At 30.4% G+C, this 17,421-nt stretch carries 12 protein-coding genes and 1 pseudogene; 5 read left to right on the top strand and 8 right to left on the bottom strand.

Annotated features, from left to right (window positions below; all coding sequences use genetic code 11):
• The first annotated feature begins 133 nt into the window (after positions 1-133).
• Both C3E88_RS11010 and C3E88_RS12370 read left to right on the top strand, forming a co-directional pair.
• The gene (locus C3E88_RS11010) at positions 134-2,821 is read left to right on the top strand and encodes a calcium-transporting P-type ATPase, PMR1-type (RefSeq protein ID WP_236910236.1); all 2,688 of its coding nucleotides are present in this window, start codon (positions 134-136) and stop codon (positions 2,819-2,821) included.
• Between the two features lie 74 nt (positions 2,822-2,895).
• Entirely contained in the window at positions 2,896-3,468 is a 573-nt protein-coding gene (locus C3E88_RS12370; RefSeq protein WP_272878541.1) for a hypothetical protein, read from the top strand.
• Here C3E88_RS12370 and C3E88_RS11000 read toward each other — a convergent pair.
• Both C3E88_RS11000 and C3E88_RS10995 read right to left on the bottom strand, forming a co-directional pair.
• A complete protein-coding gene (locus tag C3E88_RS11000; RefSeq protein WP_236910235.1) occupies positions 3,402-4,994 on the bottom strand; it encodes a recombinase family protein in 1,593 nt (530 codons plus the stop codon). The two genes, C3E88_RS12370 and C3E88_RS11000, sit on opposite strands and share 67 nt — an antisense overlap.
• 21 nt (positions 4,995-5,015) lie before the next feature.
• Positions 5,016-5,189, bottom strand: a complete 174-nt coding sequence (locus C3E88_RS10995) for a hypothetical protein (protein WP_236910234.1) — start codon at positions 5,187-5,189, stop codon at positions 5,016-5,018.
• 362 nt (positions 5,190-5,551) lie between these two features.
• Here C3E88_RS10995 and C3E88_RS10990 point away from each other — a divergent pair, with 362 nt between their 5' ends.
• The 3 genes and pseudogenes from C3E88_RS10990 to istB all read left to right on the top strand — a co-directional run bounded on the left by C3E88_RS10990 (position 5,552) and on the right by istB (position 7,570).
• Positions 5,552-5,758 (top strand): hypothetical protein, encoded by a 207-nt coding sequence (locus C3E88_RS10990; RefSeq protein ID WP_236910233.1) that lies wholly within the window; start codon positions 5,552-5,554, stop codon positions 5,756-5,758.
• Positions 5,734-5,922 (top strand): annotated as a pseudogene (locus C3E88_RS12515) (IS21 family transposase); the annotation flags it as partial. The gene C3E88_RS10990 and the pseudogene C3E88_RS12515, both read left to right, overlap by 25 nt.
• Positions 5,923-6,817: 895 nt before the next feature.
• The gene (istB, locus tag C3E88_RS10980) at positions 6,818-7,570 is read left to right on the top strand and encodes an IS21-like element helper ATPase IstB (protein WP_236910231.1); all 753 of its coding nucleotides are present in this window, start codon (positions 6,818-6,820) and stop codon (positions 7,568-7,570) included.
• Between the two features lie 297 nt (positions 7,571-7,867).
• Here the strand turns inward: istB and C3E88_RS10975 are convergent, their stop codons facing one another.
• From C3E88_RS10975 to C3E88_RS10950, 6 genes are all read right to left on the bottom strand, one after another.
• Entirely contained in the window at positions 7,868-8,458 is a 591-nt protein-coding gene (locus tag C3E88_RS10975; RefSeq protein WP_236910230.1) for a hypothetical protein, read from the bottom strand.
• A 47-nt stretch (positions 8,459-8,505) separates the two neighbouring features.
• Positions 8,506-12,726, bottom strand: coding sequence for a hypothetical protein (locus tag C3E88_RS10970; protein ID WP_236910229.1), 4,221 nt, complete (start codon positions 12,724-12,726; stop codon positions 8,506-8,508).
• Positions 12,727-12,949: 223 nt separating this feature from the next.
• Positions 12,950-13,759 (bottom strand): C39 family peptidase, encoded by an 810-nt coding sequence (locus tag C3E88_RS10965; RefSeq protein ID WP_236910228.1) that lies wholly within the window; start codon positions 13,757-13,759, stop codon positions 12,950-12,952.
• A 102-nt stretch (positions 13,760-13,861) separates the two neighbouring features.
• Positions 13,862-15,679, bottom strand: a complete 1,818-nt coding sequence (locus C3E88_RS10960; protein ID WP_236910227.1) for a VirB4 family type IV secretion system protein — start codon at positions 15,677-15,679, stop codon at positions 13,862-13,864.
• A 149-nt stretch (positions 15,680-15,828) separates the two neighbouring features.
• Positions 15,829-16,554 (bottom strand): DarT1-associated NADAR antitoxin family protein, encoded by a 726-nt coding sequence (locus tag C3E88_RS10955; protein WP_236910226.1) that lies wholly within the window; start codon positions 16,552-16,554, stop codon positions 15,829-15,831.
• Positions 16,555-16,557: 3 nt separating this feature from the next.
• Positions 16,558-17,175 (bottom strand): DarT ssDNA thymidine ADP-ribosyltransferase family protein, encoded by a 618-nt coding sequence (locus tag C3E88_RS10950; RefSeq protein WP_236910225.1) that lies wholly within the window; start codon positions 17,173-17,175, stop codon positions 16,558-16,560.
• Positions 17,176-17,421 lie beyond the last annotated feature (246 nt).

Genomic DNA, 17,421 nt, shown 5'->3' with positions numbered 1-17,421 from the left:
CTTTTTTATAACCAAATTATATTTTAACAATTTTAAACCTATATATCAATGCTTTCCATAAAGTAACGTTTTAAGTTTTAAATAGTCTTAATAGTGGAATAATAATATTAAATATAGAAAGGAAGATTAGAATATGGGATGGTTTACAAAAACTAAAGAGGAGGTATGCTCCCAATTAAACACATCTATTGATAAGGGGCTTACTCAAGAAATATTAGAAGAACATTTAAAAAAACATGGGCCAAATGAGTTAAGAGAGGAAGAGAAAAGGAGTTTCCTGTCTAAGATATTAGCCCAGTTTAGTGACTTCCTCGTCATTATATTGATAATAGCAAGCATTGTATCTTTTGCTGTAGGAGAAAGGGCAGATGCTATTGTAATCTTAGCCATAGTAGTTATTAATGCCCTATTAGGATTATATCAAGAGGGTAGAGCAGAAAAAGCTTTAGAAGCTTTAAAGAAGATGGCTGCTCCTAATGCCAAGGTTATTAGAAATGGCAATGCCACTATAGTCCCTGCAAATTCTCTAGTACCTGGAGATATAGTGATTCTAGAATCGGGGGATATAGTTCCTGCAGATTTACGATTAGTTGAAAGTTCAAATTTAAAAATCGAAGAGGCATCATTAACAGGAGAATCGGTTCCAGTAGAAAAAGATAGTAATATAGTTTTTGATCAGGATGTTGCTCTTGGGGATAGAACTAATATGTGCTTTATGAGTACCATAGTTACCTATGGTAGAGGCAAAGGAGTTGTGGTAAACACCGGCCATGATACCGAAATAGGTAAAATTGCAACTATGATACAAACTTTTGAAGATGAAACTACCCCTCTACAAAAAAACTTAGACCAACTAGGCAAATATTTAGGCGTTGCCTGTATAGTAGTTTGTGCTTTAGTATTCGGTATTGGAATACTCCAAGGAAGAGATCTGCTGCAGATGTTTATGGTAGCTATCAGTTTAGCTGTAGCAGCCATACCAGAAGGATTACCAGCCATAGTAACCATCGTCCTTGCCTTAGGTATGAACCGAATGGTTAAACGAAATGCTATTGTAAAAAAATTACTTGCTGTTGAAACTCTAGGTTGTACTACCGTTATTTGTTCTGATAAGACCGGAACATTAACTCAAAATGAAATGACCGTAGTGAAAGTTTATACCGATGGAAAAGTATTTGATGTAACGGGAACAGGATACGAGCCTAGAGGAGAATTCAAAATAGATGGAAATCCCATTTCTCCAATGGATTCAATTAATCTAAATACATTAATCTCCATAGGCGCTTTATGTAACGATGCTAGTTTAGAAGAAAATACTGAAGGCTATAGGATATTGGGAGATCCTACTGAAGGAGCTCTAATTACTCTAGCTGGAAAGGGAAATATATTTAAGAAAGAAATAAATGATAAATATCCAAGAGTTGAAGAGATTCCCTTTGACTCAGATAGAAAGATGATGACAACTTTTCATAACAACTATTTTCCAAATAAAACAATCTCTTTTACTAAAGGCGCTCCAGATATAGTTATTAGTCGATGTGATAGCATCTATATTAATGGAGAAGTAGTTCCTTTGTCAGATGAGTTGACTGAAAAAATATTAAGTATTAACAGCCAATTCTCAAAAAAAGCTTTGCGGGTTCTTGCTTTCGCCTTTAAAGATCATGATAAATTACCTGAAGAGATTACATCAAGTACTGTAGAAAATAAAATGGTCTTTGTTGGCCTTGTTGGAATGATAGATCCACCAAGGGAAGAAGCCAAAGAAGCAATAAAACTCTGCAAAAAGGCAGGAATTCAAACCGTTATGATTACTGGAGATTATAAGGAAACTGCTTTTGCTATTGCAAAGGAGTTAGGCATGGCTAAACACGAAGATGAAGCAATTATGGGCAGGGAATTAGATGATGTTTCCGATGAGGATCTAAAAGAACTGGTAAAACATAAAAAAGTATATGCAAGAGTTTCCCCTGAACACAAAGTGAAGATAATATCTGCATTAAAAGCTAATGGAGAGATTGCAGCCATGACGGGAGATGGAGTTAATGATGCATTGGCTTTAAAAAGAGCAGATATTGGGGTTGCTATGGGAATTACTGGTACAGATGTAGCGAAGAATACTGCTGAAGTCATATTAACTGATGATAATTTTGCAAGTATTGTAGCAGCTGTAGAGGAGGGTAGAATAATCTATAGTAATATCAAAAAGTTCGTATTCTTCCTCTTATCCTGTAATATTGGAGAAATATTGATAGTATCTCTTAGTATATTGTTTAATTTACCCGTACCCCTTATACCTATACAATTACTCTGGTTAAATTTAGTAACGGATAGTTTCCCTGCCTTAGCTTTAGGTATTGAAAAGGGAGATCCAGAAATAATGGAAATCCCTCCAAGAAGTCCCGATGAACCTATTTTAGATAGAGGAATGGTTACAGCTATTATATTTCAGAGTAGTGCAATTGCCTTAGGTTCGTTATTGGCCTATAGGTGGGGACTAAAAACCTATGGTTACGATAATCTAATAATTGCAAGAACTATAACTTTTGCTACTTTGATTACAGCTGAACTATTAAGAGCTTATTCTAGTAGATCCGAAAAACATACTATATTTGAAATTGGCATATTCTCCAATAAAACTTTAACTTATGCAACTATTGTATCCTTTGTATTATTAGTTATTGTAATCTATTTACCTATTTTACAACCTATATTTGACACCTATCCATTAGGTTTTAAGGATTGGCAAATAGTTCTTTTGCATTCCTTTTTGCCTCTTGTGGTTGGTGAAGTATATAAATTAGTCATTAGAAAAAAATAAAAAGCCTTCGGGCTTTTTATTTTTGGACACTTTTTAGAATCTGCTGCATAGAATAGAACAAGGAAGGTGGTTGTATGAGGAGAATGAGCAATTCTAAAATATGCCCAATACTAAGCGCAAAGATAATGTCCCAATCAAAAGAAGAGTTGCCTGTAATAGTTCAATTAGCTGAAAACGACAATCGATTAATAGATGGAATCAAAAATCTATCTACAAGTATAAGATCCAATTTACCTATAATAAAAGGAATTGCATGTAATTTAACGACTGACGTCATATACAGATTGTCTAATAGTCCTGAAGTAGAATATATTAGCTTTGATTCCAAGATTTATACTCAGCTAGACATTGCTGTCCCTACTATGGAAGCCAGGTTCCCTCATGAAATAGGGTATACTGGAAAAAATATTACCATTGCTATTATAGATACAGGAGTGGCCCCTCACCAAGATTTAACGAGACCAAATAATAGAATTATTGGCTTTAAAGATTTCATAAACAATAAATCTACTCCTTATGATGATAATGGGCACGGGACTCAAGTACCGTGTACAGTAAGCCAAAATTTTTTCTTTCCATTTTATAGTTTCCAGTATATATTAATTACCCTGTTTTGTCCATCCTCCTTAGCCCCTATTTCAATATAATCTATAGTTTCATTAACTATTTCATGAGTAAGTTTATGGTTTTTCAAATAATCTTTAACTACCTTTTCTACATCAGCTTTTTCTGATTCCAATCTTTTGATTTCTTCTATCTTGTCTTTAATATCTTTTTTCCTTAATTCTAACTGTTGCCTTTCTTCTTGTAAAGTAAAAGAGATAGTTAAATAATCTTCATCAGAAACTATCCCTTTAGACTTATCTATATATAAATTAGTAAGTACCTTGGCCTTATTCTTTAAATCAGCTTCCACAGTTTGCAAAGCACTTATTAATTTTCTTGTCTCCTCTGTATAGTCTACCTTCCTTATTTGTCTAGTAGTTGTATCAAGGGCCTCAGGATTACTTTCATATATTCCCATTACTCTTATAAATTCTGCTTCTACATAATCATATAAATCTGTATAATTAATCCTATTCATATATTCACAAACTAAATCGCCACCTAATGTGTGATTGTTGCATTTTAAGTAGGAATATACTAAATCATCATACTTTCTACTTCTAGTAGAACTTCTTATCATGGAACCACCACAATGTAAGCATCTAACCTTAGTAGCAAATACATGGGTTTTCCCTTTTTTCTTTTTATTTCTTCTCTTAGAGTCAAGTAATCTTTGGACTTCATAAAAATCCTTTTTACTTATTATTGGTTCATGATTATCCTCTACTACTATCCAATCATCTTCATCTACTGATATTCTTCTTCTGTCCTTATAGGATAATGTAGTTTCCCTTCCTTGTGTAAGAGTTCCTATATATATTGGATTTCGTAAAATCCTATTTATAGTAGTATGTCCCCATAAATTATATTCACTTACATTAGGTAGTGAAAAATTCTCATATTTTCTTTTCATATATACTGAAGGTTTCTCTATACCTTCTCTAGTTAATATCTTAGCTATTCTATGGGTTCCATATCCCTTTAAATATAGACTATAAATTTTTCTAACTACCTTTGCAGCTTCTTTATCTATGATAAGATTATGCCTATTATTTGGATCCTTCATATAACCATAGGGTGGAAATGAACCTATATATTGTCCAGCTTCCATTTTTATCTTAAAAACTTCCCTTATATTTTTAGAAAGATCTTCAAGATACCATTCATCTATCATACCATGGATCTGTCTTGACTTTTTATTGCCTTCAATTGCAGTATCAGCTCCATCTAACAAAGAGACAAATCTAATACCCCATTCTAAAAACTTACCATGGATAATCTCTTCAACTGCTTCTAAATCCCTTAAAAATCTATTTTGTGTTTTACAAAGTACTATTGTAAATTCTCTGTTCTTAGCATCCCTTAATAATCTATCAAAGGAAGGCCTATCTCTATCAGCTCCTGAATAATCTTCATCTACATAAAAATCATATATTTGCCATCCCTTTCTTGCTGCATATTCAGACAACATAAGTTTTTGGTTTTTTATACTTTCACTATCATCTCCCTTAAAAATCTTTTTCATATCCTCTTTACTAAGCCTTATATATATTGCCACTTTCTCCATATACATCTTCCTTTAAAGACTTTATATACTTAAAGCCACTGCTTCTTCTCTATCATCTGTATTTTCCATGTTTTCTAAATCTCTATTTATTAATTTAGCTATTATCTTAGACATATTTAAAGCGATCTCCTCCTCAGTTTTTGAAGTAAAATGACTATTAATAGTTATTTCATCCATCTTTTTCGTTTTTATCATTTTAACATCCCCCTTTAAAATATAAAACCATATGTTAAAATATATGTCCTTTATAGCTTGTATCATTACTTGCACACGAAGATGTCATTTTTATTATGTAAATAGAAAAAATTTAAAATATTTCAAGCTGCCTATAGTTAGTAGACACATAGTACCAGAATACTGGTAACTCCCCGAGAACCTCCGGGACACTCTCCAGGGGATGACCTAGGACTAAGTAGAAGTATCATTATTTTCCCCTCAGATGTAAGTGGTAAAATAAAATCATGAGATTTCGGAAAATAAGAATCCTGAAAATTTTCCAGTTATATATAAAACAAATCTACTTTCCTGTAAAATATTTTGCAGGAGGTAGATAGAAAATGGGATTGAAGGGTTGGCATATGTTTAATGAAATTAAAAACATGAAGGAGTTAGGGTTAAAGAAATCTCAAGTATCAAGATATTTAGATTTAGACTATGGGACTGTATCTAAATACTGGAATATGCAGGTAAAGGAGTTTGCTGAAAATATGGAAAAAGAGTTAAACTTTATGCCTTTGCTATGGTACTGTCTCACTCTAGAATGAAATATGCCTATTGGCAGAACAAGCCATTTACAACGAAAGATTTTATCGATGCTCATACTAAGGCCTTTGAATACTTTGGAGGTAAAACCCACGAAATAGTATATGACCAAGACAGACTATTAGCAGTTGATGAAAACTATGGAGACATAATTTTTACAGAAGAATTTCAAAATTTTAAAGACTTTATGAAAATTAGAGTAAGAATGTGTAGAGGGTATGACCCAGAAAGCAAAGGAAAAATAGAAGCAGTTGTTAAATATTTAAAGTATAATTTTGCAAAGAATAGAACTTTTGTTGATATAGACAAGTTTAATGAAGATTGTCTATTGTGGTTAGATAGAACAGGAAATGCTAATATTCATGGAACAACAAAAAAGATACCGAAAGAAGTATTCTCCCTCGAAAAGAAATACCTTCTTCCAGTATCACAAACATTTAGAAATGTACCATCTAATTCAATTTTAACCTATACAGTAAGAAAAGACAACACCATTTCGTATAAACAGAATAGATATCAAGTTCCTAAAGGGACATATGAACCAGGAAAAACAGTTAGAGTTCGTAATTTAGATGGTATTATTCAGATAATAGATAAGGATACAGGTAAAATTTTAGCAGAACATAATGAATGCACACTGAAAGGAAAATTAATACAAATTGATCATCCTGAAAGGGATAAAACTTTAAAGATAGACAAACTATATGAAAAAGCTTTAAATGTACTGAATAACACCAATGAAGCCAAGATTTTTCTCGATAGAATTAGGATTGAAAAACCAAGATACATAAGGGACCAATACAGTTTAATATGCAATACTTGTAAAAATGTAGAGAAAAAACTCATAGAAGAATCTCTTAAATATTGCATAGAAAGAGAGATATTCAGTGCTGTAAGTTTTAGAGATACAATTGAATTTTTAGGTGAGAAATATAAGAAATTAGAAAACCAAAAAACAGAAGAAACAACTGACATAAGCACCCCTTCTATCCCTCAAAAATATGATATCAAAACCCAAATTAGGGATACATCAGAATATGTAAAAGGATTGGAGGGATAAGATGATAAGTAAAATTGATTATATAAAAGAATATGCCAAAGAACTAAAGCTATTAAATCTACAGAAAAAGATATATGAGTTCATAGAACATGGAGAAAATGAAGATTTATCATATCAAGAATTTCTTTACAAAATACTAAATGAAGAGATAATTGCTAAAGAGGAAAGAAAGAAACAAACTCGAAAAAAAAATGCAGGATTTCCTGTAATAAAGACAATAGAAGAATTTGATTTTGAATTTCAAAAGTCTATCAGCAAAAGACATATAAACAGGCTTCTAGAAATGGACTGGATAGATAAGATATACAATCTTATCTTCCTAGGTCCTCCTGGTGTAGGTAAGACACATTTAGCCATAGCATTAGGCTATAAAGCTATAGATATGGGATACAAGGTAAGCTTCATCTCAATGGACAATTTGGTCTATTCATTAAAAACACAGGATATAATGAGAAAGAGTAAGATAAAGATAAATAAAATACATTCCTCAGACCTTGTAATTATTGATGAAATTGGATATCTACCAATTAATCGTGAGGAAACTAATATGTTTTTCCAGTTAATATCAGCCTTACACGAACAGACTTCAATTATAATTACATCAAATAAGGGCTTTGGAGATTGGAACGAATTATTAGGAGACCCAGCATTAACTACAGCTATATTAGACAGGCTTACCTATAAATGTGAGTTATTTAATATGACTGGCAAAAGCTATAGGCTTACACATAGAAAATCCTTTTTAGAGGATTAGAAACTGGAAATTGTTCGGGAAAATTATTTTCCGAAATTTAAGGAAAAGTACTTGCCGTTTACACTTACTATTACTAATTAATTTTTATATTTATAAAGTTTTATGTTCTATAATGTAATCAGATAATATGGATCTCCATATTTCTCTATTCATGTACTTATCTAATAAATTCGGTGAAATTTTACCAAAGAATATTTTTTCTTCATCTGTTAGTAAAGTTTTCTTAATTCTCTGTGCCTCCCCTTCATTTAATAATATAAATATATCCTCCTTATTTAAGATATTAAGTACACCATATCATTGTGGTAATTCATAAGGTTTTGTGCCACTACACAATATTTTTATATTTCCAATTTCAAATGCTTTCAAATTTCTTTGATCTAATACTCCAATATCTATAATATTGAAATTATAATTATCTGCTGGGATATTGCTATTGAAAAAATAGTCTACTCCATCTTGTGAGAAATAATTATCCTTTATAGGGATATTGTAAAAGAAATAATAGTGAATTTTTTCTAGATGATTATTTACATTGGCCTCTGTATATGACACCTTTGCTCCTATACTAGATAAATAGGATGCCATATTCATAGATACAGTTGTGGTGCCTACCCTATTTATTGCTCCTGCTATTATAACCTTTATATTTTCCCCTACAAAGGAGTATGGTAATACTTCCTCTAGATTTATATCCATAGCTATATTCATGGATTTTAATAGATAATTTTTATCCATGCCCTGTGGACCTATGCAAATACGTATTTCTTCTTTTATCTTTTCAATGGTTTCGGCTGTTATTATGTTGAAAGTTTCTGTTTCTTCTATGATTCTATTTAATAGGCTAATATCTGTCTTTTCTGCAAAGATGATAATTGTAGGGTCCAAGTATTATGTTCTTACAAAAAACAATTATTTAAACTGTCCAAATAAAATTAAAATTTAGATTTCCATTGTTCCGTATCAAATTCTTCTATGTTTATCTCTGTCCCATCCCATGTAGTAACCTTTCTAGTTGCATAAAAATATGGGTAACCTTTTTTTTCAGTATAAATTCCCCAAGCAACTACTAATTCTTGTTTTCTAATTAATTCTAACAAGCTATCTTTCCTCATAATTAATGCGTTACTATATCCATCAAATTGAATATCTAAGCAAACTAATTTTCCTGATTTATCATACCATTTTCCATCTTCTATTTGTTTCAGTTCTAATTTTTCAACTATATATTTACTAGGCATTGAATATGATGATATAACATTTTCTACTTCTTGAGAATATGACATCGGACATTGATAACTTATACCAGTTTCTATATATACACTTTGAGTATTTTCATCAAAATCTTTAGTAACCTGTGCTTCAAAATCCTTGTAAGCATCTGACCAAAAAAATTCTCTTGCAAACACTGTATACACCTCATAATTATTGCTTCCCTCTGCATATTTTCTCACTTCTAGATTTTCATCAGTAAGTATTAATACATCTTTTGGTGCTAATACTGCTACTCCCTTTAAAAAGTATTCTTTGGGCTCTTCATCGTACCTTATACTATTACCTTTCCATGTATTATACATTTCTAACACTACATATGGTTCAGCACAGTAATCAATAAATAATATATTATCAACATTTGGTTCTTTTGTTTCTTTACTTGCCCAAACTTCATTCGGTATATCTGGAACTTTAAATATATTTTCCCAATAATTGTTTTTCTGTTGTGGTTTTTCTATTAAAACCGTAGGATCTATCCCTCTATAATTAAATTGCCACGGTCCTTCGTACATATATGTGGTTAAAACTTCCTTTATATCATCTTCTTCATTTCCTATAAATTCCTCACCTTGAAAGTCTAGCCATTCATCTGAGGTTATATCAGCTTTAAGTATTGCCTCTAATTTTTTACTGCTCCAGTTTATATAGTTGTCAGAATACTCATAATTAGTTATATCCGGAGGAAAATTATCAGAAAGTCTTGCTATCATTTCAAAGCTTGCTATTCTTTGATATTTTTTTCCTATTCTCTCATTTTTATGACTATGTCGATCATAAGACTTAACTCTATTATCAAATTTACCATGAAGTTTATAATCGTACCCTAATGATTCAATTATTTCTTTAGTAACAATGTTACTTAAGTCTTGAGGAATAAAATGATATTCCCAGGGTTCAACCCAACCTTCAAAAATGTATCTACCAAAGTCTCCATACATTGAAGATTTTTCACCTGTATTTGTAGCCATAGAATCAATTATATTGTTAAGTGAATACATATAAGGTTGAAAATTTTCATCTTTATAGTCAATCCTATAATTATCTATTTCCTCTTGCGTTGGAATATGCTTATACCACTTACTTTTATACGGTGGTACTGTTTTTTCTATGTCAAAACTATACTCTATGTTAGATTTTCTTAAATAATCGATTATTCCTTTTGCATGTGCTCTTACGATTACATGTGGATATATCTCATCATCATTAAAAATATCGTTAAATACTTCCACCATAAGTTCTTCACCACCTGAAAAACTCCTTGAACGTAAAACAGCACCATATATACTACAGTATAATCCTTCTTTTACATAACCATCATCTACAAATTTAAATTTTTTTATCATCTCTACAGCAATGGATAAATCATCTTGCATTAACCTAACCATAGTCCTTATAGCAGATTCACGATAAATATTATTTGTACTAGCTAAAGACCAGGTTAAAAGAATCATAATTAACTCTTTAGTATCTCTAGTATATTCTAATGGACCTTTACACAACTTTAACAATGTATTCAATATACCACTTTCATAAATTGTATCCTCATATAAACTCTCAATCCAAATACTATCTCTTTTTGGCATAGTTAGGTTACTAAGATATCTATGCAAAAACAATGCATTTAGAGGATGATTTTCAATAGGTGCAATAATTAATAATTTTTCTATCAGTTTTTTGAAATACCATGGTCTTACAACTATATATTTATTAATCATACCTATTGTAGTGTCCATTGAGATAGAAGACTTATTTCTCCATATCAAGCTATTAAGAAAAGGATCCAAAAGTTTTATTGCTAATTCTTCATCAAGTAAATCTAATATTTCTAGTTCGTACTTTTCAGGTATCAAAATAAATAACTCTTCTATAATACCACTATGAATATTTAAGAAGTACTCCGATAATTCACCACTTATAATAGATTCTATTAGTTCATCTTTTTCATTAATATTGGAAATCAGATATTGAGCAGCTAAGATGTTATGGTATCTTTCATATGAAAATTGTACATATTCTTCATTTTCAATGTAATCATATAACTCTGTATAAAATAATCCATTCTCGATTAAAGCTTGAACAAATTCATTTAATGAAACACCGAATTTTTGGATTACTTCTGCAATTATTTCGTAAAACTTATCCATTTTAATTCCATATCGCATTTTGTTTTCAAGGCTATATTTTATAATTTCATCTATACTTTTTTTTACAAGTTTCAAACTCCTTTGATAATTACACCGTTCTGAAACATTTTTCTCAACAACATCTACGTATCCTTTAAATATTTCAGTAAATGAATTATATTCTTCAATCTTAAAATTACCTGAACTTTTTATTGTTTTACAAAGTGTATGCAAAAATAATGGATTATAAAATTCTGAATAAAGTACAGGAAATGTAGGCATATTTACTTCATAATACTCAAAAAAATCTGTAATAGCCTGAGTTTGTTTACCTATAAACCCTTTATGTTCTATGACTAGCGTTTTATCTCTTTCATTAAATTTTTCTGGCAAACATTTACTGATATATGTTTTTCTAATGCTAATCAGTAATTTTACCCTAGTATATTTTTCAAAAACTCCTACTAATCCCTCAAAATAATCTTTCCAAACATCTGAATGACGCCCTTCATTTATCCCCTCAATTACGAAAGGAATAAAACAGTTATTTTCTTCTGCAATTGTATTTAATTGTTCCAAAAATTGTTGTAGTGTATATGGAATATGCAGATATTTTTCTAACATTAGAACAGGATCTACATGTTCATTTAAATGCTGTCCTAATACAAAAATGCAGACTTTATTTTTTAAATAGTAGTTATTGTATATAAAATGAGCTATTGAATGAGATTTACCTATACCCGCTTCACCCGTAATAACAAAAGTATCAGAAGAAAGTGCTCTTCTATAGTTGTCTAGATTACTATTGCTTACACATAAATTTCTCCATTCATTGTAATCATTGCTTTTATAGTATTCCTCCCCTAATCCTCCATATTTTTCAATTATTTTATTATCTACCCTATCAATAAAATCATCCATCTCTTTCTCTAGTAAAAAAGGATCAATTTCTTTATTTTCTAATAAATCTTCTATCAAGCCATTCAATTTATTTAATATTTCCTTCGTTCCTAAAATTTTAATATCTGAAATAGAACTTTGCAGCTTTTTAAAGTATAGATATAGCTCTTTTCTTACGTCATCAATAAAATAGAACCTGTTGAGCCAATTTGATAATTCAACGTCTACATTAAAACCCTTATTAAACCTAACTTTTAAATTGTCAATGGAAACCTTCACCGTAGAGTGTAAGTAATCCAAATCTATATCACTAGTTGAAAGCATTTTTTCAATATTAAATATTTCTACTTTTAAATCCTCAATATCACATTGTAAGATGCTAATTAATTCAACTTGATTATCCATTGAGTTGGCAATTTGTACCAACACTTGATTTATCATTTTTCTGGATTCTTCACTGGGTTGATTTAACACTTTAAAACAATAATCAAACTGCTCGCTTATCTTCTCTTTTATAATAGCTATATCAGCTATATCTATATCTTTTGCTAAATAAAATTCTTCTATAAAATTATCAATATATTTCTTTCTATCATCCATTGATATATTAATCATTATATAACTAAAATTGAAAAGTACATCAATAATCCTAGATTCATCTAATAATATCTGCATATTCTCAAAATAACTTTCTTTTTTATTTTCATCAATTAGGTTTTTATATATTATTTTTTTGATTTTTTCATATTCTCGTTTTGTCTTAAAGTCTTTAAATTTGCTTATTCCTACTTCTGTTGTACCATCAATAGCTTTATCAATGAATTTCATCCCTAGAAATCCGGCGATCTCTAATATCATTTTTTCTCTCTCCCTTAATACTTTTAACCTGTCCATTAAGTACTTATCACTAATATAATAGCATATATATTTTTCAAAATCTTCATTCTAGTAAAAAACTAAATCTAAGGCTAATTAGCAATATTTATAAATATTATTAGTGGTTAATAATATCAAGTCTGAATTAATAGGATGTACATACATGAGTATTAGAGAAAACAAATAGTATAAATCGATTTCTAGACTACCTCCCAATAACCCAAAAAGGTCCTCCTGCATCTGCACCTTTCCTAGCTTCCCTTATTATTAATCCTAAATCCCATTCTTGTTCACTTCTCTTTATGCTTATAGAATCTGCTACTAATATATTTCCTTCTTCTGTTATTCCCCTAAGGACAATGAAATGGCCTTTTCCCATAATTGCAATGGCTAATTTTCCATTTTCTAAAGCATTGATGATCTTTTCTGCATTTGTGCCTAACCCTTGTACCTTTAGACCATAATGCTTAGCTCCTGCTGGTATTAAACTATGATAGGAACCTAATCCTTCAGCATAGTATCCATTTCTATAGGACCAATTACACATTTCTACAGGATTAACAATATTATTACTTAGAGTAGATATAACCATAGCTAAAGAAGTAGGTCCGCAACCAGATCTGCCTATGGTACCTGTTTTCCCATAGAGGATGTCTTTCCATCTACTATCTGCTTGATTATAATAAACCACATCTACAGAACCCTTTTCAAATTCATAGGAACTAAAATCAAATTCTGAACTGTCTATATAATCTTCATCATATTCATCTATTAATTGGTCAAAACTATATTCGTTATAAAATTCTTCAGCATATATTAATTGATCTTCTGTGAAAAAACTTGCTACAATTCTAAATGGGCTGGTCAATATATAAACTATGGCTGTAAAAATTAAAAAAATTGCTATGAAAATAGATAAGAACACTAAAAATATTTTTCTTCTAATGTCCTCATCCTTAATTAATTGTTCTATTACTACTTTTGTTATTAAAGACTTAATTCTAATCACCTCCATACAAAAACAGCCCTCTAGTTTGGCTTTAGAGAGCTGTTTTACTCCTTATTATACCAATTATATTAATGCCTATTAAAAAACTTGCACAAGCCATTATAGGGCTTATCTGCCACCTGCAGTACCCATATATTTGAATTTATATTCTGGAATGTCAAATTGTATCTGAAGTCTCTTAGAACCAATTATCATTAATGCTGCTCCTCTTTTTTTAGACATAATTAAATCTTCTTCTGCATCTGTTAAATTATATAAATTTTTAGTTTCCTCAAGATTTTGTCCATCAGTTCCCATTATGATTTTAAATGTAGCAAGGTCTAATAGTGCTTGACCATACATTTTAATCTGTGGATCTAAAAAATCTACTACAGAATGAGAAATTACTGCAATGCCACCTTCATATTTTCTTACTCCTTTAGCAGCATTTCTAAGAAATACTAAAGATTGGGGCACTTTGGGGTCTATCATTAAATAAGCTTCATCTGCAATAAGTAATACTCTTTCATCAGGATTTTTTACTATCTCTTCCCATGCCCATTGGAGGATATTAAAATATTGTGTACTTATTATATTATCAGGTGAATTTTGTAGGTCCTTAGTGTCCAGACAAATACATTTGGAACTAGATTCTATAGTTGTATAGCCATTCCATAAAAATGAGTCGGAACCAATGGCAAGGTCTTTTAAATATAGAGATAGATCATCATAATCTTTGTTATATGGATTTTGTTTATCCTTGGCTTTTTCTGCTATTTGATTATAAAGGTCTAATATTATGGGAAAATCTTCATTTGATAATAAGGATACATCTGTATTCCAAAATATATTAAAATTATTATATAGTTCAATTATTTCAGATTTGAGTATGGCAATATGTCTATCACTTAAAGATGGTATATAGAGTTTAAAAAATATTTCAAGATTTTTAATATATAGGGCCATATCTCCCATACCATAGCCTTCATCTTCGTATAATTTATCTATTTCCTCTTCTTCATCTTTAGGAGATGTCCTTATTTGTAATGGATTAATTTTTCCTTTACTTCCACCCCCAGCATTAATCCAGTCTCCATTTAGACTTTTACATAGTTCCCAGTATTCTCTATGGGGATCTATAAATATAAGCTTGGTTCCTCTCATGTATTCAGATAGTACAATATGTTTTATGGCAGTAGATTTACCAACACCAGGTACTCCCATAATGACAAAATTAGAATTTGTTCTATCTTCTTCCCTCTTCCAAGGGTCTACTATAACTAAACCTCCAGAACCATCCTTTGCAAAATAATACCCTTTGCCATCATTGTATCCTGATGAAGCAAAGGGAAATCCTCCTACAAAAGTGGAAAGTGGTACTATTCTATTGGTTATGTTTTCTATATCCTCTTCTATAGTGTAAAATGGCGATAACTGTTTAAATCCTTCCTCTTGTAAATATGATAAGTTTCTCAATCTACAATTAATAGCAGTAACTCTACTTTCTACTTTTCTACAGGCCTTTTCAAATAGATTATCCTCAGTTGAAATAGGCATTATAGTAATTCCCATTTGCCCTATGGCCTCACCTTGTTGGTCAATACTTCTCATAATCTTTTCCCCATCCTCTGCTGCTTTTTCAGCTCTAGAACGTGTTAAAGGATCGTTTGTAGAATTAGCTAATCCTTTATTTCTACTAATGCTACGAGCTACGTTTTCAACGAATATACCACTGTCCATAGGAGTAAAGTTAATAGAGCATATAGTTCCTGGTATATTGGTTATTCTAGATAACCATCCGTATTTTAGATCTTGAGGATATTTTATAATGCCATAAACCCTTCCTTTATTTTCCCCTAGGATTAGGTCATTACGTCTGAATTCTAATCCCATGGGAGCGATTATGTTTAGGAGGGTGTTGTTAGTTGAGGTTTCTTTGGTTTTCATGGTGATCTCCTTTCTGTGGTTTTATTAGAATAGAAAAAGCTAAACCTTGGATGGTGATTAAGGTTTAGCTTTTGGTTTTATTAAAATATATTTTTTATTAAACATCCTCCAAGTATATTCAGATATTTTTAAGTTTATATTAATTAATCCTAATAGTCATCAAGTGTCATTTGTTGGTATTTATGATTTTGAATATTTATAGTTTCTTTTTGTTTATCGTCTGATACAACTATATTAATGTAATCTTCTATAGAATTAATTGCCTTTTCTAACAATCCCCTATTAAATAATGAAACAAATAGGGCTGCTGCATTTGCCTGGCAATTTATAGATTTAGAAGGATTAAACTCGATATCAGTAAATGCATTATATTTAATTACCTCTCTTGATAAATCTTTATGTTGCCATAATGCATTAATATAAAGCCAATCATAAAATAATGTTTTTGGGCTCAACCCCCATCTTGTACCAAAAAAATCAAAATATATTAGCTCACCTGAATTCCTAAGTCTTTCGTCTTTTTTTGCATCTCTCGAATTCATATTTAAAATATCTTTATATGGGCCACCTTTTTCGAAGACTTTACTAGATTGAAATGCTGACTCTACAGAAAAAGTTTGTTTGGTATCCTTGTGTGTTATCAATAAATTAAATGCACTTAATCTTACACCTAATTCATTCGTAGATTTACTTGATATTTCTAGAATCTTAACATCTTTTATTTCATCCACTATGGCATCGTGCATTGATTGTATTGACCTTTGCTTTTGTTTTTGTGAAAAACCAGGAAACCACTGAAACTCTATATTTCTCCTTTCAACAAATTTATTTATCGAATTATCTTGATTTACTAAAAAAGCTGGTCTGGTAGCCATATTTTACCTCCAATATTCATAATCCATTCTCCATTTGTAGAAATCCTCATATACAATAGACCTCATACTTTTAGGAATATTCTTTCCATATTGTTTTTCGTCATCTTCATTTTCAAAAACAACACCAATTATATAGTTTAACCCTATGTTACCAAAAACGAGTACTTCCGATTGTGGATTTGTTGTCATATTCCTATTAATTCCTAATATTTCCCTACTAACCTGATTAGGATATTCGTCAAATAAACGATTAAAAGCCTCTTTACCTTTCTTACGTTGAATAGGCATAGATATTTCTGAGTTGCTTGCAGCATTATCAATACAAAATGCACATTCTTTATCAACTAATACTTTTTTATCAATTATTATTATTGCCCATCTAACATTTTTATACCTATTTCTAAGCTTATAAAACATTTTATAATTTGGAAATGAAATTGATGTACATATAGCATCCTCATAACCATCAAATCTATTGCTATCACTAAAAACACTATAAATATCATTGTCAATAATATATTTTCTGGTAAATAGTCCATATCTGTAAATGCTCTCCAAGTTATCACACTTAGTAAAATGTACTAGAACTTTTACATTATGTTTTCTAATTGATTCTTCCATAAACATCCCCCTCTTAAATCTTATCCCCCCGCCTAGCATATAAGCACTGAATAACCTCAAAATTTCTTTCTTTTTTATAATATTTATAGAATTAATACATGGTTTAAAGCAACTTCCCATATTTCATCCCTAATAACTATACTCTTCTATCATAATTTAGACTTAACTCAAATTATTATATTAATTTATTTTTTACCCTTTTTATAAATTTAATATTATATATTACTAGTTTCAGGCGGCCCTAAT

Source organism: Clostridium sp. Cult3 (assembly GCF_021655115.1).
Classification (GTDB): Bacteria; Bacillota; Clostridia; order Tissierellales; family Tepidimicrobiaceae; genus PPXY01.
The sequence above is the reverse complement of the archived record's forward strand: the minus strand, read 5'-3'. Positions and strand labels throughout refer to the sequence as shown.